This window comes from Chryseobacterium formosense, from assembly GCF_900116415.1.
Lineage (GTDB): Bacteria > Bacteroidota > Bacteroidia > Flavobacteriales > Weeksellaceae > Chryseobacterium > Chryseobacterium formosense.
This window is the reverse complement of sequence record NZ_FPAP01000002.1, coordinates 1-20725: the sequence shown is the minus strand read 5'-3', so window position 1 is coordinate 20725 and position 20725 is coordinate 1. Positions and strand designations below refer to the sequence as shown.

At 35.0% G+C, this 20725-nt stretch carries 15 protein-coding genes and 3 tRNA genes; 12 read left to right on the top strand and 6 right to left on the bottom strand.

The annotated features are described in order from the left end of the window. Positions 1-3: 3 nt before the first annotated feature. The gene (locus BM371_RS06235; RefSeq protein WP_034672952.1) at positions 4-4575 is read right to left on the bottom strand and encodes a T9SS type A sorting domain-containing protein; all 4572 of its coding nucleotides are present in this window, start codon (positions 4573-4575) and stop codon (positions 4-6) included. A gap of 132 nt (positions 4576-4707) precedes the next feature. Between BM371_RS06235 and BM371_RS06230 the strand changes: the two genes are divergently transcribed. Next, entirely contained in the window at positions 4708-5019 is a 312-nt protein-coding gene (locus tag BM371_RS06230; RefSeq protein ID WP_034672954.1) for a winged helix-turn-helix transcriptional regulator, read from the top strand. A gap of 52 nt (positions 5020-5071) precedes the next feature. On the opposite strand, the gene BM371_RS06225 is transcribed toward BM371_RS06230, so the two are convergent. Beyond that, positions 5072-5956: a cupin-like domain-containing protein gene (locus tag BM371_RS06225; protein WP_034672956.1), complete on the bottom strand. Its 885-nt coding sequence runs from the start codon at positions 5954-5956 to the stop codon at positions 5072-5074. A gap of 389 nt (positions 5957-6345) precedes the next feature. Here BM371_RS06225 and BM371_RS06220 point away from each other — a divergent pair, with 389 nt between their 5' ends. After that, positions 6346-9114: a carboxypeptidase-like regulatory domain-containing protein gene (locus BM371_RS06220; RefSeq protein WP_034672959.1), complete on the top strand. Its 2769-nt coding sequence runs from the start codon at positions 6346-6348 to the stop codon at positions 9112-9114. Between the two features lie 49 nt (positions 9115-9163). Here BM371_RS06220 and BM371_RS06215 read toward each other — a convergent pair whose 3' ends face one another. Next, a complete protein-coding gene (locus BM371_RS06215; protein WP_034672961.1) occupies positions 9164-9661 on the bottom strand; it encodes a DinB family protein in 498 nt (165 codons plus the stop codon). A 129-nt stretch (positions 9662-9790) separates the two neighbouring features. Here BM371_RS06215 and BM371_RS06210 point away from each other — a divergent pair, with 129 nt between their 5' ends. From BM371_RS06210 to BM371_RS06180, 7 genes are all read left to right on the top strand, one after another. After that, positions 9791-10681 carry a GLPGLI family protein gene (locus tag BM371_RS06210; protein ID WP_034672964.1) on the top strand — a complete coding sequence of 297 codons (891 nt, stop codon included), beginning with the start codon at positions 9791-9793 and terminating at the stop codon, positions 10679-10681. A 174-nt stretch (positions 10682-10855) separates the two neighbouring features. Beyond that, on the top strand, positions 10856-11122 hold the full coding sequence (locus tag BM371_RS06205; protein WP_394334184.1) for a FeoA family protein: 267 nt from the start codon (positions 10856-10858) through the stop codon (positions 11120-11122). Beyond that, positions 11109-13094 carry a ferrous iron transport protein B gene (gene feoB / locus BM371_RS06200; protein ID WP_074958636.1) on the top strand — a complete coding sequence of 662 codons (1986 nt, stop codon included), beginning with the start codon at positions 11109-11111 and terminating at the stop codon, positions 13092-13094. The genes BM371_RS06205 and feoB overlap by 14 nt, the downstream gene beginning before the upstream one ends. 200 nt (positions 13095-13294) lie before the next feature. Further along, positions 13295-14320, top strand: coding sequence for a DUF4421 family protein (locus tag BM371_RS06195; protein ID WP_074958633.1), 1026 nt, complete (start codon positions 13295-13297; stop codon positions 14318-14320). Between the two features lie 129 nt (positions 14321-14449). Next, positions 14450-15832, top strand: a complete 1383-nt coding sequence (gene glmM / locus BM371_RS06190) for a phosphoglucosamine mutase (RefSeq protein ID WP_074958630.1) — start codon at positions 14450-14452, stop codon at positions 15830-15832. A 34-nt stretch (positions 15833-15866) separates the two neighbouring features. Next, a complete protein-coding gene (locus tag BM371_RS06185; protein ID WP_083206755.1) occupies positions 15867-16097 on the top strand; it encodes a hypothetical protein in 231 nt (76 codons plus the stop codon). 317 nt (positions 16098-16414) lie between these two features. Beyond that, positions 16415-17797 (top strand): tetratricopeptide repeat protein, encoded by a 1383-nt coding sequence (locus BM371_RS06180; RefSeq protein ID WP_074958627.1) that lies wholly within the window; start codon positions 16415-16417, stop codon positions 17795-17797. A 207-nt stretch (positions 17798-18004) separates the two neighbouring features. Here BM371_RS06180 and BM371_RS06175 read toward each other — a convergent pair whose 3' ends face one another. The 3 genes from BM371_RS06175 to BM371_RS06165 are packed head-to-tail and all read right to left on the bottom strand — an operon-like array spanning position 18005 to position 19965. Next, on the bottom strand, positions 18005-18889 hold the full coding sequence (locus BM371_RS06175; protein WP_074958624.1) for a DMT family transporter: 885 nt from the start codon (positions 18887-18889) through the stop codon (positions 18005-18007). Then, a complete protein-coding gene (gene aat, locus BM371_RS06170; protein ID WP_074958621.1) occupies positions 18876-19529 on the bottom strand; it encodes a leucyl/phenylalanyl-tRNA--protein transferase in 654 nt (217 codons plus the stop codon). Before aat ends, BM371_RS06175 begins: the two co-directional genes overlap by 14 nt. Before the next feature lie 58 nt (positions 19530-19587). After that, a complete protein-coding gene (locus tag BM371_RS06165; RefSeq protein WP_047481855.1) occupies positions 19588-19965 on the bottom strand; it encodes a DUF3127 domain-containing protein in 378 nt (125 codons plus the stop codon). A 173-nt stretch (positions 19966-20138) separates the two neighbouring features. Between BM371_RS06165 and BM371_RS06160 the strand changes: the two genes are divergently transcribed. From BM371_RS06160 to BM371_RS06150, 3 genes are all read left to right on the top strand, one after another. Beyond that, positions 20139-20220, top strand: a tRNA-Leu gene (locus BM371_RS06160). Between the two features lie 8 nt (positions 20221-20228). Continuing rightward, positions 20229-20304, top strand: a tRNA-Gly gene (locus BM371_RS06155). A 6-nt stretch (positions 20305-20310) separates the two neighbouring features. Then, positions 20311-20394 (top strand) — tRNA-Leu (locus tag BM371_RS06150). Positions 20395-20725: the final 331 nt, after the last annotated feature.

The following is a 20725-nucleotide window of genomic DNA, read 5'->3' as shown; positions in this document are numbered from 1 at the left end:
AAGTTATTGTTTAATGATCTTTACAATAAGCTCGGAATTATTTATTCGAACTAAATAAGCTCCTGTGGTTAAAGAAGAAATGTTAGTTTGTTTGTTTTCAAATTTTCCTTCTCTTACAAGTTGTCCAGACATGTTATAAATCTGATAATAGTAATCTTTATCATCTTTTGCATCAATGTGCAGAATGTCTCTCACAGGATTAGGATACAAAGCTAATTTTTCTGCTTTTACTTTTTCTTCAATCACTTCTTTTGTGAAAGCGGTCTTAGCCTGACCACCTGTGTTTGGAGCTACAGGAATACCAGGTAAAGGACCTCTTGTCGTTCCGTTATCTTCCTGCTTTACACATCTGCAATTCATTGCTGCGTAAGGATCTACATCTGTATATTTCACAAGGATTCTGGAGAATCTGTCGAAGTTCATATAAGTGCCTCTTCCGGTAAGGTTTTGTTGTAAATTGGCATACCAGATTCCGCCTGGAATACCAGGAACATTAGGATCAATTTCACTGGTTAAAGATGCCGTATATAATACAGTTCTTTTGCCTCGGATATAGCCCTTTGGATAATTGCCAGTATTGTACAGACTATTATTAAATATAAAACCTACCGTTCTACCATAAGGATTCGTTCCTGATGGGATGTGAGAAATAACCGATCCGTAATAGCCTATTTCAGAACCGCCAACAGGTTGACCGTCACTGCCTGAATAAGCAATATACTCCGGATTGTTTTTCAAACTCCAAGGCGAAGATTTTGTAGGACTTGTTCCGGTCTCTGGTATTCTCCATCCGCTTGGACAAGGGTCAAAAACAGATTTCTTTTCGCCAACGCCCCATCTTTCAGCATATAAACCATGATAATTAGTATCAAATAACCAGTCGGAACCAAGAATATAATTAATATCTGTACGGGTTGGATATTTTACATTCGGCATCATAAACTTTAGCGGATTTGCTACAGAATATCCAAGTATTTTTTCTATTCTTACATCTATTTTATCAGCTGTATTAATGCTGCTCTTGTAAGTGTCATAGTTCACTACATTTCCAGAAATATAGCTAGCTTCTGTCAAAGTAGAATATGTAACAATACCATTATTGGTACTGCCGGTAAATACATTAAATTTAGAAAGAAGTGGTGCTACATTAGTGAATGTTGGTAAAGGGTCTTTTCTTCCCCATTGGTAATGTAATCCCTGAGAATTATTTAACTGAAGCATTTCCGCTGCCGATTTTGAATAAGAAGTTGGTGTAGTGTCAATGGCTCCTAAGTTTCTATCCATAATCGTGGTTTTCATGATTGTACCATACGGCGTATAATTCACATAATTATCTGTGGTTATAGGCGTATCATTTACATACGTAACAGAATTAATGGGAGTATTTGTCACCCAGATATGCCAGCTCCAGTATGCGGGATTAGTGATAGAGCCATTATGTAATGTAACAACAGCATTTCCAGCCTTATTTGCATTTATTTTTACATTTATATTAGCATCTTTTGAAGACGGGTTATCAATGGTTAATTGAGTGATTAAACCGTTATTATCTGTCCAAAGTACGTTCGCTTTTAAATCATTAAAGCTTGATGGATTTAAAATTTGAGTATTTCCTAAATAATTGCTCTGCGCAGAGAAAGCCTTGCTTACCGGGATTGAAATGATCTGATCTGTACCAGATTTTGTAATCATGTAACTATTTGGATTATCTAATCCTGTTTTATATGTTTCAGTTTCACTGAAAAACTTAGTTTGGAAATCATAGTTGTTTTTTACAAACAGAGGATCTTTTATACATCTACAGGCGTGTGCATCATTTGTTGGATAGTCGTCTGCGGGTTTGTAGCTGTACAAACCATACACATTCGGATAGTTGGCTGCGTCAGGCTGATAATTATTAGCAATCTGATCTGCAGAAGGAATTAATCTCAGGGCACCTGCTATTGATGAAATATCTCCAAAAGTAGTCATCGTTGAGGTCCATAAATAGGTTTCAAGTTGGTCTGTAAATGTTGCTTTCGTATGATATCTGCCATCGCCGCTTTTTCCTCTTCCAATCCATCCTGTTCCCGGGAATATACCGATGTTGTTGCCCGCTACATTAGTCATGTCAAAACCATATTGAGGATATACTTTTATGCCAGCAAGATATGGTTTTAAGTTAGACAGTCCCGGAGGAATATTTGATTGTACTCCATTTAAAGCTGAAAGAGGGCTGCTTACTTTAGGTCCAAAAGGCGTAAAGTCCATTCTTACATTTTTGGTTGACGAAGCAACCAATGCCGATGGAAGTCTCCATCTGTTCGGACATGGGTCATAAGATGATTTATTTCTATAAGGTTGCGGAACTGAAATATCTGTTGCCTGTATTCCTAAAGAATTATCTGACCATAAATTTGTTTTGCTTAGTTCATTGATCTGTAATCCCGTAACCTGCCCGAACCAGTTATAATAATATGGAACACCTGATATAGTGCTATATACAGCTGGTGTTGTAGTTCCGTCATCAGCTACATAGATCAGACTCAAAGGATTTTTTACAGATTCTCTGATATTTTCTTTTATTTCTGCAGTTGATTTATTAATGAATTTTATTAAACTATTAAAGTTTTTATAATCATTAAATGGACTGTTCGAATACTTTAGTCTTGCCGCTGCATCATCATAAACAACCTTTCCTATGCTTCCCGTTATCTGGTAGAAACTTGCGTCATTATTTGTCAGTGAAGGGAAAGGGTCTTTTCTTCCCCATTGGTACATCAATCCGCCGCTTCTGTTCCAACCATCCCCATTCAAAGTTCCGCCAAGAGCGCCAAGATTTCTATCCATCCAACCCCAATCAGAATTCGGAATCGTTTCTATCGTACCATCGCTGAGTTCTCTTTTTATATCATCATAACTTTTATAGGTTGAACCATTTGTCGGATCATCGGTTACCCAAACATGCCACGACCAATATACAACTCCGTCTATTTTGTATGTAATAACGGCGTTTCCTTCTTTTACTTTGTTTACAGGAATTTTTATCTCTGCATTTTCTCCGCTGCCAACAATATCCAAAGCATAGTTTTCTTTAGATTTTATAAGCCCCATATTGTCTTCCCACAAAACATCGGCAGATATTACACCTGAAGGAATGGTGCTTCCTTTCATGTAATTTCCGTTTCTCCACATTTCGTAAGCTTTTTTCACAGGAATATACAATCCGTCTACATTGTTACCATCTTTATCTTTACCCGTGAAAACATAGCTGTTTGGTGCTTTTGTCCAGTCGACAGCATCGGGTTGTGCTCCCGGATTGATGGTGATACAAGCTGCGGTATCAGGATTTACAGTATTACCAAAAACCCCTACATAATTAATAAACTTATTGATTTCAGTTTCAATTTCAGATAATGGTCTTGAAGTACCGTTCCAAGCCGGAGTTACCTGTCTGTTTCTGATTGCCCCGACTCCGTAAAGGGAAGCTTGTGAAGTATCTCCTAAAAAGAAATTTTCGGATCCGGGACCTCTGTCTTTATTGTTTAAAGGTGGATAACCGTAATCATTAGCTGTACTATAGTTACTCATTGCGTTAATAGTAACATAGCTTCCATTGGCTTTGTACACTCTTAGCCCTGTAACTTTACTAATAACGATTACTACAGGTTCTTGGTCTGTAATTACATTATTAAGTTGTTCGGTGATATAATTATAAAGATTAAAATACCTATTTACTAAAGCAGTGGGATTTTTAAAATCTAAATATCCTCTACCCGCTTGTTCGCCACCTTCTTCCGGAGGCATTATCCAATTACTAAAATTAATGAAAAACCCGGCATTCGAAAATTTTCCTGCAAACATATATACGGGATCATGATAAGAATATTCCCATGGGCTTGTATCGCTTCCCTGATAAATATATTTCTGAGAACTTGCGATGGTAGCTAAATTGTTCGGGTTGGTAATATTTATAACTGGTGCATCAGGATTTGACGTATCCAATGTACCGTTTGCATTGATTGATAAAGCAATGTTATCAAGTTTTTTTGCTAAATGCTGAGAAGTTACCCTGTCTTTTACATTTGCAACCGTTCCATTGGGGTTTAATACAATGGTTCCGTTGGTTTTTGGGGTAAACAAATATGTATAATCATTTTCATCCAGCTGACATTTTCCGGTTGTATAGTCAGACTGTTTGTAATGTGATACCGTTTTTTGCCAGATGATTGACGACCAGTTTGAAAGACTTGAATTAGAACTTAGTTCAATCTTGATGTTTTGTAAACTTGCAGCAGATGCAGGTAATTCAAATGTTGCCGTTAAATTTTGGCTAAATGTATTGGCCGCGATAAATGTTTTGTGCCATACCGGAATCCAGTTTCCGACAGCATCTTTGTACTTTATCGTAACCACGACGTGATCAGAAGTTACTGGTTTGTTGAAATTACCTTTTATCACAACAGCACCCTTTTGATTAGCTGTTTGCGTAACTTCAATATTCGGGTCGAGATCCACTATATTCTGAGAATAAATGGGGATGTGTGCAAGACCCAAAACCAAAAATAGAAATTTTAAAATAGATTTTTTTTTCATTTCATAATGTGTTTTTAGAGTTAATAATTTTTAGATATATTTAATAGATAGACTATTAGACTTATTGTAAAAAAGATTAATTTTATACAAAGATTAACCTTTTGGTCTAACTTTACAATAAGTAAAAAAAATATGACTACTACACACACAAATGATAATTCAAATCCTTGTCCTGTACAAAGGCTTTTGAAGCTTTTCTCCGGTAAGCTAAAACCTGAAATTTTTCTTCTAGCTACAAAATCTTCGCTGAGGTTTAATACTTTGTTGCGTGAAATAAATGGTGCAAATAAACAATCTTTGGCGATTGCATTGAAAGATCTGACAGAAGCTGAAGTGCTGGAGAAAATCGTGATCAGAAAGAAACCTCTCCACATTGAATATTACCTTACCGAAAAAGGCAAATCGATTATACCGCTGTTTGAGAAACTGGAAGAAATATTATAGGCCTTCCCACTACAGAAAGGCCTTATTTAAACATTTTGTTTTTTGTTTGAAACTATCTTTTTGGCAAGCCTTTTTTCAGTGCATAGTTGGCTCTTTCTACAGCTTTTTTCTCTTTCCAGTCCATGTATTTCTTTTTGAACTGACCTTTCATGATATTATCGAAATTTCTCTGAACGGTGAGATTCCACAGAGAATTGGCTTTTACGGCCCACGATTTGTCCCATGCGCGAAGTGACAGAGAGAAACTTCCGTCAAGATATTTCATCCAGTGCCACCATCCGGTTGGCATAAATAAAGTGTCGCCATGCTCCAGAAAACATTCAATTCCTTCCACACCATCCAGTGCCGGAAATTTTTCAAAGTCAGGATTAGAAATATCAAAATCTTCTAATGCATAAGTTGCATAAGGCAATTTGTACAATCTTTCTTTCCATTTGTATTCGAATAGCAATACGTGCTTTCTCCCATTAAAATGAGTATGGAAAATATGGGCTAAGTCTATGTCGTAATGAAGAAATGTTACAGAACCTTTTCCACCAAAAAACATGGAAGGATATTTATCGAGAAATCCACCCATAAGATCCGAAGGAGAAATATAATCTTCAAGAAGCTTATTGGCGCGTTTTATAGGATCAAAAAAGAAAATACGCAAATCGGTAGGTTCTCTCTGGATCAAATCGATATAATCTGCAAATTTCATTTCCGTAGTAGGAGTATTGATGGGTGCAGCCGGATCTGCCTTTGCACTGTCATATAGAGGAACCACTACGTCTCCTACCACTTCCTTCACATATTCCATTGTCCATTTCTGATATGCCGGCCATTTTCTTGCCATATTTTTGATGACAACAGGCTTTCTTGGCTTCAGATATTTTTCAAAGAACTCTTCTTTTGTAATATCGTCTACAATATCTATCGGTTTGAGGATAACTCCCATTCTTGTAAAAATTTATGTTACAAAATTATTAAATATTTAAATACAGTATCTTCTTTAAGATATTTTTAATCTATGATGTTCATCACGTTTTTATTCAGTCGAAATAAACATAGCTTTTACCTTATAATTCAAGGATTTTTAGTAATTAAAATTTAAATAAACATTGAAAAAAATATTCATTAAATGGTGATTTTTTATTTGCTTTTGAATATTGATGTTAAAATTTGCTCTTCAAAAGTTAAATTTTACAAAAGAAGCGTAATGATATTTGTTTTTATAACTATGTTTGTAGTGATAATTTTTTAAATTTAACTATTCCTGAAAATTTATATCTCTATAAAGTGTAACAAAAAACATTAATAAATAACTAATTACTCAAATAATAAATTATGAAAGGAAAAATTTACCTCTTTCTGATGATTTTTTTCTCTGCAATAGTTTTTGCACAAAAAACAGTTTCCGGGAAGATTACTGATGAAGACGGCATTGCGATTCCAAGCGCAAGTGTAACGATTGAGGAACCAGGGAAAGATGCGATTCTTGCATACGGAATTACCAATTCTAAAGGTGAATACAAAGTAACATTTACTTCTGCAGAATCTAATGTGGACTTAAAAGTGAAGGCGTTCAACCAAAAACCAATCATTAAACAGATCAGCAATAGCGATCAGACTTTAACATTCAAAATGCAGTCTGAAGCAACCGAAATCAAAGAGGTGCAGCTGAAAACAAAAATGATTACTTCAAGAGGTGACACCATCGCCTACGACCTGAAAGCTTTCGACAGCAAAAGCGACCGTACTTTAGCCGATGTGATGAAAAAAATTCCGGGGATTGAAGTAAATGCAGACGGATCTATCCTTTATCAGGGAAATGCAATTAATAAATTTTATGTCAACGGAAAAGATTTAATGGAAGGAGGGTATGGAACCATCAACAACTCCCTGCCTAAAGATGCCGTACAAAAAGTTGAGGTTTTAGAAAATCACCAACCCGTAAAAATGTTGCAGGGAAAGATTCCTTCTGATGCGGCAGCGATAAATATTAAACTTAAAAACTCTGTTACCATGACCGGTCGAGGCGAAGTCGGCACTGGTTTCGGCGATCCATGGCTTTGGAATGTGAAACTTACACCTATGTTTTTCGGACAAAAAAGTCAGTGGGTAGCCAACTACAAGACCAACAATATGGGAGAGCAGGTAGAAAATGAAGGTAATATTATAGGCTTCGGAAGTTCTTGGGAAGGAAGAAGAGGAAATGCTGCACAAAATGATTGGCTAAACGTAGAAAATGCAAATACACCTAATCTTCCGGTAAGAAGATATTTATTTAACAATGTGCATTATCTATCAGCAAACTATCTTACCAATATTGATAATAAAAAAGAATGGGAGTTTAAAGCTAACGCTAATTACACCAATAACAGTGTTGAAAGAGAAGATAATGTGCAAACAGTGTACGCACCAACACAGGATCAAGCTGGCTCGACTATTACAACTTCAACAAGAAATAATTTTTACACGGATAAATTAAAAGGAGAATTAATTTTCACTAAAAATGCAAAAAAAGGGTTCTTCAAAAATACAACGACTTTTTCGCAGTTCTGGAATGCAGATAGGGCAGTTGCTACGAGAGTTGGAAGAATAGGTGATCAATCTTTGCAATCTCCAACTTCTTCTTTTCAAAACTCATTGAGCACCATTATTCCGTGGAAAGAGAAAATGGTAAATTTAAAATCATACATAAATTATCAAGATGACAACCAGACTTTGAGCATTTCACCTGCAAATTATCTGCAGTTACCTTTACCATATTTACTTCCTAAGACAAATCCAACTGATCCGGACCAATATGCAACGATAAATTTTGCTCCCGGAACGAGAGCGGTACAAGATTTCAGAATAAAAACACTAGATACTTCTCATTCGGCTAACATCAGTTTTACAAAAAAGGGATGGACTTTTACTCCGGAAGTAGGATTTGATTATTCAACCAATAAATTAAATACGAATTTTGACGGTTTAGCAGTTCAAGATCCTCTTATTCCAACCGTTGCCCCACCAGATTTCGCAAGCTCTTTGTATGAAAATAATCTTGAATTTACAGAAATAGTACCTTCAGCTTCACTTGGTATTAATTATAAAAATGATGCATGGAGCTTATTTGCAAATTTACCCGTGAATTTTAATAGCATTAAAGCTCAAGATGATGTAAGAGGAGTTTCAAAATCGTTAAGCAAAACAACATTTACTCCAAATGCTTTTGTGCAATATAATTTTGCTTCTTTTTGGAAAGCAAGTCTTACCGGAAACATCAGCAATAATTTTGGAGATATACAAACTGCTTATGCAGGTTATATGTTGCTGAGTCCCGCAGGATTTAATGTAATGGATGCAAATAATCCGATCCCTGAAATTAATACAAAGACTGCAGGCTCACGAATAGAATACAGAAATCCTCTGAATAACTTATTTTTTAATTTAAATTACAGAATAAGCGATACAAAACGAAACCTATTGTCTTCTCCGGTTTTAGATCCTACTACAGGATTTACTTTGATTCAATACAGAAATCAGGATAATACTTCAACAAGCAATAGCTTTAGCGGTGAAATTGGAAAGTATTTTCCTAAGTTTAAAACTAATTTATCAGTTAACTATAGAAATTCGGATACTGTTTCTGATGCGTTTTTTAACAATATTCAATATGAAAGCCAAAACAATAATCAATCTTATGGTTTGAAATTTAATAACACTTATTTTAGCTGGATGAGTATTGACTATAATGTAAGTTTTTCTAGAAACAAGCAGGAGAATGTTGGTCTCCCTAATGGAGGAAGATTGGCTACAAATAAAGGATTTAATCATAATCTTGCGGCATTTCTTTATCCATTAGAAAATCATACAATTGGGTTTGCTTGGGATCAGGTAAATTCTAGTGATGGTACACGAAAGTTTGATAATGCATTTTTTGATCTTTCATACCAGTTTTCGTGGGCAAAAAAGAAAATTGACTTTGAATTGAAATGGATGAATATAGCCAATCGTAAAGTTTTTGAAACGTATGATATTTTAGCATCTCAGAATGCAGTAAGATATACAACCATGCAACTTCGACCAAGCCAGGTCATGTTTACCGTAAAATTCAATTTTAAATAAATATTGAAAAACCAATCTCAGCGAGATTGGTTTTTTGTTTTTAATCTTTTTAAAAATTTGGATGATCTGCAGTCGGGCCATAGCTTCCGGGAAGATCAATATCATTCAGCCTGTAATAAACTCCCAGCTGTGCTCTATGATGGGTAATTTGGTTTAAACTGTGGCGAATCGCTTCATATTTTGTCCAGGAAGCCAGTTCGTGACCGTCATTTTTTAATGCCCATCTTGGCTCAAGATCTTGCTCTGAAGCTTTTTCCAATGCTTCTTCACTAGCTTTATAGTTTTCATCCAAAACCTGAAGCAATTCGTTTTTTGTCGTTAAAACTTTAGGTTCCATTCCGCTTTTGGCAAAATCAAGTTCAGAAGTATTCAGCATAAATCCTGCCCAGCCAAAAACTTCCGTAATGTGGGTGGCAAGATGCATCATTTTCATGCTTTTCGAATGTGGAGCATATTCATTTTTGTCATCAGGATAGATTTCTAAAAATCTTTTTGTTGTCTGATACTCAGCTTTCAGCTCGTCTCTTAGTTGTTTTAAAGTGTCCATATATTTTGTTTTTAGGTAAGCTTAAAATTAAAACTTTTAGAAGAGCTAAAAACTTTTATTAATAAAAATTTGAAAAATTCTGTAACAAAAACACACCATTGCGAACTAATAGTATAAACCCTTTAGAAAATGAAAAATATATTTTCAATAGTATTGATCGCCGTTTTTGCAATGGCAAATGCGCAGGAAACAGCAAACCGTTTCTTTTACGAATTAACGTATGCCCCAAATAAAGATTCTTTAGAAAAAAAGAATAAGGAGATGATGATCTTGGATATTACAAAAGATAAATCTATTTACAGAGATTATCTTGCGGTTTCTCAGGATTCTATTCTGAAAGTTGAGGTTGAAGCAATGCAGAAAGCAGGAACTTTCAAAGATCTTTCAAAATCTATAAAACAACCGAAGTTCTCGCATACCATTACAAAAACTTATCCTGCAATGGATATTTCTTATGCAGACTATATTCTTCAGGATAAAGTAAGTTATAAAGACGATAAGCCTTTTGAATGGAAAATTTTAGGAGATAAAGCTAAAATTGGAGAATATAATGCACAAAAAGCGACAACTACTTATGGTGGAAGAAACTGGGTGGCTTGGTTTACTACGGATGTTCCATTCCAGGATGGACCGTATAAATTTAAAGGATTACCGGGACTGATTGTAAAAGTGGAAGATGATGCGAAAAATTATTCATGGGAGCTTAAAGGAAACAAAAAAATTGCCAATTACGAACCCGAAAGTTATGGCGAAAAGCTGATGAAGCAGTTTGGGCAGGGGAAAAATAATCTTGAAGTAAACAGAGATAAATTCGAAACTATGTATGCTGCTTATAAAAAAGATCCTTTCGGAAGCATAAGATCACAGATGGCAATGATTCCTGCTGATGCAAAAATGCCGGATGGAACTTCGATTTCTCAGATGATGAGAGATGCTGAAGACAGACTAAAAAAACAACTAAAAGAAAACAATAATTCTATTGAGCTAAATGCAGCAGCAGAAAACAAAAAGAAAAAATAACATTCATATCAACTAAACTATATTTAAAATAAACCCAAATCCAGTAATGTGTTTGGGTTTATTTTTATTAATACTTAAATATATTGTAAATCTAACTGCCTTTAAATATGAAAACTAGCGTTATTTAGATTAAATTTAAATAACTATATTTGCAGTCACAAAAAATCAAGGGTCTTGAAGGATATTCAATCAAATACATTAAGCAGCTTCCCGAAAAATATAATCGGGAAAATCGTGGGTTATGAAAATGATGGACTGAAAATGCCTGCCAAAATTATAGAAATGGGACTTCTTCCGGACACACTTTTTAAAATTTTGTATCAGGCTCCTTTTGGCGGACCGCTTTATGTAGAATTTGGTGAAGAAAAAAGCCGTATTGCCTTGCGTAAAGAAGAAGGAGATTTTATCATTGTAGAAGATTTGATTAATGCAGGAAAATAACAACAAACAGATCCTTTTAGTAGGAAATCCGAATGTAGGAAAATCTACCGTTTTTAATGCGCTGTCCAACAAAAAGCAGAAAACGGGAAATTATGCAGGCGTTACAGTATCGAGTCATTCAGGGAATTATTCATATAAAAATGAAGAGGTTGAGATTGTAGATCTTCCCGGTTCTTACAGCATCTATCCGAGTTCTGAAGATGAGGCTATTTTTTCTAAATTTCTTATCGACGGGCAAAAAAACTATTCCGGAGTGGTTTATATTCTGGAAGCATTAAGTTTGAAAAGAGGCTTGTTGTTGTTTCAACAGATTCAGGATTTGGGAATTCCTATGATTTTGGTTTTAAATCAAATCGATCAGGCGGAAAGAAGAGGTATTCATATTGATGTAGAAAAACTTTCTCAGGCGTTAAACATAAAAGTCATTCAGACGAATGCAAAAGAACAGATAGGAATAGAAGCGATTAAAGAAGCGGTTTTCAACAACGAATTTATGACTTCTGAAAAAGCCGGCTTTGAAATTCCTGTAGAACATAAAAATCTTCTTAAAACAGATTCAGAGCATGATTATCACGCATGGATCAATCTTACTCTTGGTAAAGATTCAGATTCTGAATCAAAAAATATAGTTCCGAAAAGACTTCAGGTTCAGGAAACCGTGAGACGTTACCAGAATGCAGACAAGATTTTAGCAAATGTTATTACTAAAAAAGCTCAGTTTAAAGAACTTTTGACCGAAAAATTAGATAAAGTTCTGGTTCATAAATTCTGGGGATATGTTGTTTTCTTATTTATCCTTTTAATTATTTTCCAGTGCGTTTATTTCTTGGCAGAATATCCGATGAACTGGATTGATGAAGCTTTTGCGTGGCTTTCTGAATTTTCATCAACACATCTTCCTGAAGGTCCTATCAATTCATTGGTTTCACAAGGAATTATTCCTGGTTTAGGCGGAATTATCATCTTTGCCCCACAAATCGGAATTTTATTGTATTTTCTTTATTTACTGGAAGATTCAGGATATATGGCGAGAGTTGTTTTCCTGATGGACAGAATTTTAAGACCATTCGGACTAAACGGAAAAAGCATCGTACCATTGGTTTCTGGGACAGCCTGTGCAATTCCGGCGGTAATTTCAACAAGAAATATTGAAAATTTAAAGGAACGATTGCTTACGATTTTGGTAACACCGTTCATGACTTGTTCTGCAAGACTTCCTGTTTATAGCATTATCATTGGTCTTATTATTTCCGATGCCACCATATTTGGAATTCAATACAAAGCGTTAGTTCTTTTGGGAATGTATCTTTTAGGATTTTTTGTAGCTTTATTATCTGCAGCCATTCTTAAAAACTTTATTAAAGAAGACGGTAAAACATATCTTGTGATGGATTTGCCGACGTATAAAAAACCACTTTTCGGGTACGATTTTAAATTGGTTTTAGGGAAAGTCTGGGATTTTATTACTGGAGCAGGAAAAATTATTTTTATCGTAAGTATTATCATTTGGGTTTTAAGTTATTTCGGGCCGAAACAAAATCCTGATGAGGTAGTTGCAACTGATGTTGAATTAGACCATTCGTATTTAGCAAGAATGGGGAAATTTATCGAGCCGGCTATCGAACCTCTTGGTTATGACTGGAAAATGGGAGTGGGAATTCTTACAAGTTTCGTCGCAAGAGAGGTTTTCGTAGGAACGATGTCTACTTTATACAGCTTGGATGATGATGCTCCGGAAGGAAAAGTAATCGATAAGATGAGACAGGATGTAAAACCGAACGGCGAAAAGGTCTTCAACTTTGCAACAGGGGTTTCGGTATTGTTGTTTTACGCATTTGCAATGCAGTGTGTTTCTACACTTGCAGTAGTCTACAGAGAAACCAAAAGCTGGAAATGGACTGGTTTTCAGGTAGCAATGATGACCGGTTTGGCATATTTTGTGTCGATGTTTGTTTATCAAATCTTAAAATAATGAGTACATCATTAATTTTTCAATATGTAATTGTCGCACTTGTGGTTGCATTTGCCTGTTATTCGCTTTTTAAGCTGCTCAGGAAAAACTTTGCGCCCAAGAAGTTTAGTTCTAAAAGATCTGCCTGCGATAAAGATTGTGGATGTTCGTAGAATCTGAATAATTTGTAGTAATTTAACCCTGATTTTAAACAAATTTGCTTGATTAAACGCGTCATACTTTTTTGCATAAGTCTCCTATTTCTGAGTGTAAACGCACAGAATAAAGCAGATTCTGCAACAATTATTTCCTACGCAGATAAAGTGATGATTCGTGCTAATTTTGATACGAATGTAGAAAATTACACTTTTTCTGAAGGTGATGAAGAAAATTTAAACGAAACCATACTTTCCATCAATAACAAAACAAAGGCATCGTTATCTATAGATTACAAGATCATAAGTGCAACTTTATCTTTCACTCCCCGATTTTTTCCGGGAAATAATGACGACGAAAGAAAAGGAAACAGCTCTTATACCAATTTCAGTTTTAGATTTTTTCCTCAAAGATTTGTACAAACCCTATATTATAAAAATGTAAAAGGATTTTATGTCGAAAATATGCAGGATCTTCTTCCGGGGTGGCAAAAAGATACAGATCCTTATATTAAATTTCCGGATTTAAGGGTTCAGACTTTTGGCGGCTCTACAGCCTATATTTTAAACAACGATTTTTCGTTGAAAAACCTATATACACAAGGGGAATGGCAGAAAAATAGCAAAGGAAGCTGGGTTCCGTTTTTAGATTATGATTTTACAATTTTCAGCAATACGATTAATGGTTTGAAAAGCAAAGAATATCAATACAATTTCGGAGCAAACATCGGATATTTTTACAATTGGGTGATTGCCGAAAAGGTAAATATTGCACCATACTTAACCATAGGTTTCGGCGGAAAATTTACAAGTTTCAAAGATACTTTGGAAAACGGAACAATGGGCCCAAAACAAAATGAGCAATATATAACGGCAAAAGGATCGGGAGGTTTACACGTAGGATATAATTCTGATCGATTTTTATTTGGAGGGAAGCTGAATTTTAATGCTACGGCTTATGATGAAAAAGAAAACTCTACCGTAGAAAACAACAATACTTATGGGCTTCTGTACATAGGTTACCGCTTTCCGCCTCCCAAAGTTGTTGAAAGAAATTATAAAAAAATTCAGAAAAAGATTCCAATCTTATAAGTTGGTTGTCTTTTCAGTATCTTTGCAAACTGAAAATTAAACTAAAAATAATCTACACTTTTTGAATTATTAAAAATAAAAATGCACTTTGCATAATCTTAATAATCAGAAAAATAAAATTTAAACAAAATGTCATTAATAAAAAGTATTTCGGGAATTCGCGGAACGATTGGTGGTAAAGTTGGTGATAATTTAACACCGCTTGATGTTGTGAAATTTGCGTCAGCTTTCGGAACCTGGCTTCAGAATAATAAAAATAAAAAAGATTTAACTTTAATTATTGGTCGTGATGCAAGAATCTCGGGCTCGATGGTTAATTCTTTGGTTACTGCAACATTGCAGGGATTAGGAATTAATGTAATCGATTTGGGACTTTCTACAACTCCGACTGTTGAGGTAATGGTTCCTGAATTGAATGCAGATGGCGGAATAATCTTAACCGCTTCTCACAACCCGAAACAATGGAATGCTTTAAAATTATTAAATGACAAAGGAGAATTCATCAGCGGAGAAAATGGTGCTGAAGTTTTAGCTTTGGCTGAAAGCGAAGATTTCAACTATGCCGATGTAGATGATTTGGGTTCTTACGAAACCAGAGAAGATGCTTTTGATATTCATATTCAGCAGATTTTAGATTTACCAATGGTAGATGTTGATGCCATTAAAGCTAAAAAATATAAAATTGTTCTGGATGCCGTAAATTCTACAGGCGGAATTGCCATTCCGATGCTTTTAGATAAATTAGGTTGTGAAACGGTAAAATTATACTGCGAACCAAACGGACAATTTCCTCATAATCCTGAACCTTTGAAAGAGCATTTAGGAGATATTTGTGAACTTGTAAAGAAAGAAAATGCAGATTTTGGCGTTGTTGTAGATCCGGATGTTGACAGATTGGCTCTTATTGACGAAAAAGGCGAAATGTTTGGCGAAGAATATACTTTGGTTGCTGTTGCAGATTATTTGTTGAAAAATAAAAATGGAGTAGCGATTTCAAACCTTTCTTCAAGCCGTGCTTTGAGGGATGTAGCGAAGACTCATAACTCAGAATATTTTGCAAGTGCAGTAGGAGAAGTGAATGTAGTGAATTTAATGAAAGAAAAAAATGCTGTAATTGGTGGTGAAGGAAACGGTGGAATTATCTATCCTGACCTTCATTATGGAAGAGATTCTTTGGTTGGTGTTGCTTTATTTTTAACGCATTTGGCAAAAGAAAACAAAACAGTTTCAGAACTAAGAGCTGGTTATCCAAGTTATTTCATGGGTAAAAAGAAAATAGAGCTGACTCCGGAGATTGATGTAGATTCTCTTTTAACTAAAATGGAAAAAGAGTATCAAAATGAAGAGGTTTCTACGGTAGACGGCGTAAAAATAGATTTTGAAAACAACTGGGTTCATTTGAGAAAATCGAATACAGAACCGATTATCAGAATTTATACAGAGGCTAAATCTCAGGAAGAAGCCGACAAACTGGGTGATGATATGATTGCGAAAATCAGAAGTTTGATTTAAATAAATTTTATAACTTTAAATAAAAGATTGCAAGATGGACATTAATTTAGAACTTCAAACTAAAAAGCTAGAGTTGATACATTGGCTTTCTTCTATCGATGATTTAAGGATAATAGATAAGATTTCGAAAATCAGAAAAGAAGAGAAATCTTGGTGGAACGATATTTCTGATGCCGAAAAAAAAATGATTGAAGACGGTTTGAAAGATATAGAAGACGGAAATATTGTTTCTCATGAAGATTTTTTGAAATCTTACGGTAAATGATTAAGATAGAATGGACGAAAAAAGCATTACGCGAGTTTGATTTAATCTATAAATTTTGGATAGAGCACAATAAATCAAACCTCTGATTTTAGAAAATTTCTCTGTGACCTATAAACTAGTGAAAAATAAAATTCAAATAATCTCTTTTTTCGATAACAGAAGAAATCAAAATGAAATTTAAATTCATTAACTTTAATAAAAATTAATGACACTTTAATCAATAAAATTAAAGAGATTTGGTTTTTTAATAATTAATAAAAATTGTTTTACAATGTTAGTAAGGAATTTTTAACGTTGTAAATACACAGAAGAAGATATTGGAAGAATACTTTGGAAATGAACTGGTAAAAAAGTTCGAGGAAATGATGGAAAACAATGATGAATTCTACTTTGATACAGAAGAGTTAGAAGATGTTATTGTTTATTATTTGGAGCTTGGGGATTTTAATTATGCCGACATGGCGGTCAATTACGGTCTTAAACTCCATCCCAATTCTTTAGACATCAAAATAAAAAAACTTGAAGTTCTACTGGAGTGGGAAGATTATAATACGGCGAAGGAATTAATCGATGAGTTAAAAGGTTCTTCTATGGAGAATACAGACTTTTTGGTTTGCTACGCCAAGTATTATTCGAATCTTGGAAATCCTAAAAAATCCATTGAAATCTGCAAAAAAGCCCTGGAATTGCAGGAAGAGGAAAACTTCCTCAATAATTTTATTGCAGACGAATATGTGAACCTGGGAGATCCTTTTAACGCTCTTAAACATTATCAGCAAGCACTTAAACACGATCCAATGGATGAATATTCTTTGGAAAATGCAATGGTCTGCTTCAATGATTTGAATAAGGGTGAAGAGGCAATTGCTTTTCTGAATGCATATCTAGATGATTTTCCGTATTCAGAAATTGCATGGAGCGAGTATGGACAATATTACTTCAACAGAAAAAATTACGAAGAAGCCATTAAAGGTTTCGATTATATGTTGGCGATAAATTCCAGCTCAGTTGGAGTTTATGCGAGCAAAGCAGCTTGTTATGAAGCTTTAAACCAATATAAAAAAGCGATTGAAGTATATGAAGAAATGCTTGAATTGGAATATACTAAAGCATTTACATTTTACAAAATCGGATTGTGCTATAAAGCTTTAAAGCAACCGATTGTAGCTTTAAATTCTTTCCAGAAATCATTGAGAGAAGACCCGCAGTTTTATCTTGCCATGATGGAGCAGTCTTATCTTTATGAAGAAATGGGCGGAATGCCGGAAGCTTTACATTTCGCAAAAGAAGCAACTTTGCTGAATGACAGCAACCTTGATTATCAGAAAAGATTGGCATTTTTGTTCATCGATTCCGGTAAGTTTGAAGAAAGTCTTTCTTGCCTGAAGAAACTGGTAGACGCAGAACCTTCAAGGTTTTACAATTGGTACGCTTATTCTGAAGTTTTGATGTTGGTTGGCGAATATGAAGAAGCCGTGACGGTTTTAAATATAGCTTTAAAGCATCATTACAGAGCGGAATTGTTTTATCAGCTGAGTAACTGCTATTTTAATTTGAGAAACAATGAAAAAGGCAGTGAATCTCTGGAAAAAGCTTTAGAATTAGATCCTTCATTAATCAGTGATATGCAGAAAAAATATCCTTACATCAAAGATGAAGTGAAAAAAGCTAAAGCAAAGGTTAAGAAGAAAAATCTTTAGGCTGGAAGCTGGGTGACGGAAATTTGAAGTTTTAAATTGTCACTCTTCAGCATACATTAAATAATAAAATCCTGCAGCGATGCGGGATTTTTGTTTTTCTTTGCTGGATGAAATCGAAGATTCGACGAAGTCAAAAGCCTTTGCGAACGAAAAATATTTTCCAAATGATTAGTATACTTTGTGTTCGTTGCGTTTAAATAAATTATCTTACTTTTTAACTACAGTTTTAGCTCTTAAAAAGATCAATCCGGCAATAATGACACTTGCTCCTGCAAACTGTAAAGAAGTCAGTTTTTCGCCATCTAAAAGACCCCAGATAATTGCGACAATCGGCATTAGCAAGGTAACCGTAGAAGCAAATAGCGGAGTAGAAACTTTCAACAGTCGGTAATTCATCATCATCGCCAATCCGGTTCCGAAAATAGAAAGAAGGCTTACAAACCCTAATCCTATCATATTTTCTCGGTTAAACGTAAATGTGGAAATAAAACCTGTCGATACCAATGAAATAAGCGACGGTAAAAACAAGACAAAAGAAAATACAAATGCCGATAAAACAGTTGATGAAACATCCATCAGCTTCGATTTTACCGTTGTTGTACTGATTGCGTAACACAAAGTTGCTAAAAGCAGCAAAAGAATTGGGAATAATTTAAATTGTGCTCCGTCATCACCGCCAAAAGCCAATAAACAAACTCCCGTAAAGCTTATAATAACTCCTGTAATCTGTCGTTGTGTTGTTTCAAATTTCCAGGCTAAAGCACCTACAATAATCACAAAAATCGGCATCATCGAATTGATAATTCCTGCAATAGTACTGCTGATTTCGGTTTCTGCAATAGGAAAGAGGAACATCGGGATGAAATTTCCTGTAAAAGCAGCCAAAATAAGCCATTTCAGATGTTTCTTGGGGAAAAGCTTATATTTTGAAATCGCAACGGGCATTAAAATGATTCCGGCAATCAAAACCCTTAATGCACCAACTTGATACGGAGTGAAATGTTCTAAGGATTTTTTAATTAAAATAAATGAAGAGCCCCAGATTAAACTCAGTAAAATCAGAAGAAGCCATTTTTCTTTATCTGCGTTCATTGTTTTCGTGTAAAATTTTCAAAAAATCTTTTTTAGGAATCATTCTCGCTCCCAGACTTTCTAAATGATCGGTGTGAGACTGGCAATCAATCAATTTAAATTCGTTTTTATGCGTTTCTACAAAATGGATAAATCCTGCTTTGGAAGCATTGCTTACTTTCGAAAACATACTTTCGCCACAGAAAACTTTTCCGATTTGTAAGCCGTACAATCCGCCGACAAGTTCATCGTTTTGCCAGACTTCCACACTTCTTGCAACGCCATATTGATGAAGGGTAATAAAAGTTTCCATTAACTCATCAGAAAGCCAGGTTCCTTCCTGTCCTTTACGGTTGATCTCACGACAACTTTTGATGACTTCGCTGAAATTCTGGTTTTCGGTAACGGTAAAAACTTTTTTATTTAAAATTTTTCTCATCGATTTTGAAACCTTCAGTTCATCAGGAAACAGTACAAATCTAGGATCGGGACACCACCACAGAATTTCATCACCCGGATCAAACCATGGAAAAATTCCGTTCCGATAAGCAAACCAGATTCTTTCCAACGATAGATCTCCGCCGAAAGCAATGATACCTTCGTGACCGTCATATTGAGCAGGATCGGGAAATGAAATTTCGTTTTCGTCTAATCGAACCATGTAGAGGAAAAAAAATCCTACTTTCAAAAAGCAGGATTGTTATTTGATTTATTTTTAATTAAAATGGCAAATCATCATCATCGTCACCTGCAAAAGGATTCTCGTTGGATACCGGAGAAGCAGATTGAGACGGAGCAGCTTGTGTAGGCTCTGATGCATTATCAGAAACTTTTTCTACTCTCCACCCTGTAATAGAGTTGAAATATTTAGTTTCTCCCTGTGGTGAAACCCATTCTCTTCCTCTGATGTTGATTCCTACCTTCACATTTTCTCCTTCTTTTAAAGAATCCAGCAAATTTATTTTATCCTGTAAAAATTCGATGTTGATTGGCTGCGGATACTGCTCTTGTGTAAGAATAACCATTTCTCTTTTTTGGAAACCACTCGCAAATGTTTGAACATCAGTGATTTTCTTTACTGTTCCTTGTAATTCCATATCGTAAATATTATCGGTGTAAAAGTAGTAAAATGAAATTTAAAAAAAATGGTTTCAAATAAATTTTGCAAAAAATTAATTTTTTTTCGGAAAATGCTTGGAAGTAAAGAAAATTGCCCTATATTTGCACTCACAAAAACGAAACAAGTTCTTTAAAATAACTCAATAATAATGCGGATGTGGTGTAATTGGTAGCCACGCCAGACTTAGGATCTGGTGCCGTGAGGCGTGGGGGTTCGAGTCCCTTCATCCGCACTACGATTGCGAAAATAGCTCAGCTGGTAGAGCACAACCTTGCCAAGGTTGGGGTCGCGGGTTCGAATCCCGTTTTTCGCTCCACACCATGCCCTGGTGGTGGAATTGGTAGACACGCAGGACTTAAAATCCTGTATCCGCAAGGATGTACGGGTTCAAGTCCCGTCTGGGGTACTCTAAATCCTCTGGAACTTCTGTTTCAGAGGATTTTTTGTTTTTAAGATAACCGATTTCTTTATTATTGGTGCTTTTCAAATATCACCAATCTTTTTTTACTGTTTTCAACCTTATTTTTTCAGTATAACATATTTCAGACACGACGAGTTCTGTCGCTGCACAGGATTACATTTGTATTATTGACTAATAGTCAATAGATTATGAGAAAAAGTACAGTGAATTATTTTGAAGTAAATTTAAAATATTTTAGATTTGCAGAATTAAACCAAACACAAAATATGATGAACAAAGATGAATAAAACTATTAACCTTCAACAGACGCATTTTT

What these genes read in the sequence shown, in the direction of transcription:
- BM371_RS06175 (WP_074958624.1), bottom strand. Translation starts at nt 18,889, where the DNA reads ATGAACGCAGATAAAGAAAAATGGCTTCTTCTGATTTTACTGAGTTTA.
- BM371_RS06220 (WP_034672959.1), top strand. Translation starts at nt 6,346, where the DNA reads ATGAAAGGAAAAATTTACCTCTTTCTGATGATTTTTTTCTCTGCAATA.
- BM371_RS06225 (WP_034672956.1), bottom strand. Translation starts at nt 5,956, where the DNA reads ATGGGAGTTATCCTCAAACCGATAGATATTGTAGACGATATTACAAAA.
- aat (WP_074958621.1), bottom strand. Translation starts at nt 19,529, where the DNA reads ATGGTTCGATTAGACGAAAACGAAATTTCATTTCCCGATCCTGCTCAA.
- BM371_RS06210 (WP_034672964.1), top strand. Translation starts at nt 9,791, where the DNA reads ATGAAAAATATATTTTCAATAGTATTGATCGCCGTTTTTGCAATGGCA.
- feoB (WP_074958636.1), top strand. Translation starts at nt 11,109, where the DNA reads ATGCAGGAAAATAACAACAAACAGATCCTTTTAGTAGGAAATCCGAAT.
- BM371_RS06165 (WP_047481855.1), bottom strand. Translation starts at nt 19,965, where the DNA reads ATGGAATTACAAGGAACAGTAAAGAAAATCACTGATGTTCAAACATTT.
- glmM (WP_074958630.1), top strand. Translation starts at nt 14,450, where the DNA reads ATGTCATTAATAAAAAGTATTTCGGGAATTCGCGGAACGATTGGTGGT.
- BM371_RS06235 (WP_034672952.1), bottom strand. Translation starts at nt 4,575, where the DNA reads ATGAAAAAAAAATCTATTTTAAAATTTCTATTTTTGGTTTTGGGTCTT.
- BM371_RS06230 (WP_034672954.1), top strand. Translation starts at nt 4,708, where the DNA reads ATGACTACTACACACACAAATGATAATTCAAATCCTTGTCCTGTACAA.
- BM371_RS06215 (WP_034672961.1), bottom strand. Translation starts at nt 9,661, where the DNA reads ATGGACACTTTAAAACAACTAAGAGACGAGCTGAAAGCTGAGTATCAG.
- BM371_RS06185 (WP_083206755.1), top strand. Translation starts at nt 15,867, where the DNA reads ATGGACATTAATTTAGAACTTCAAACTAAAAAGCTAGAGTTGATACAT.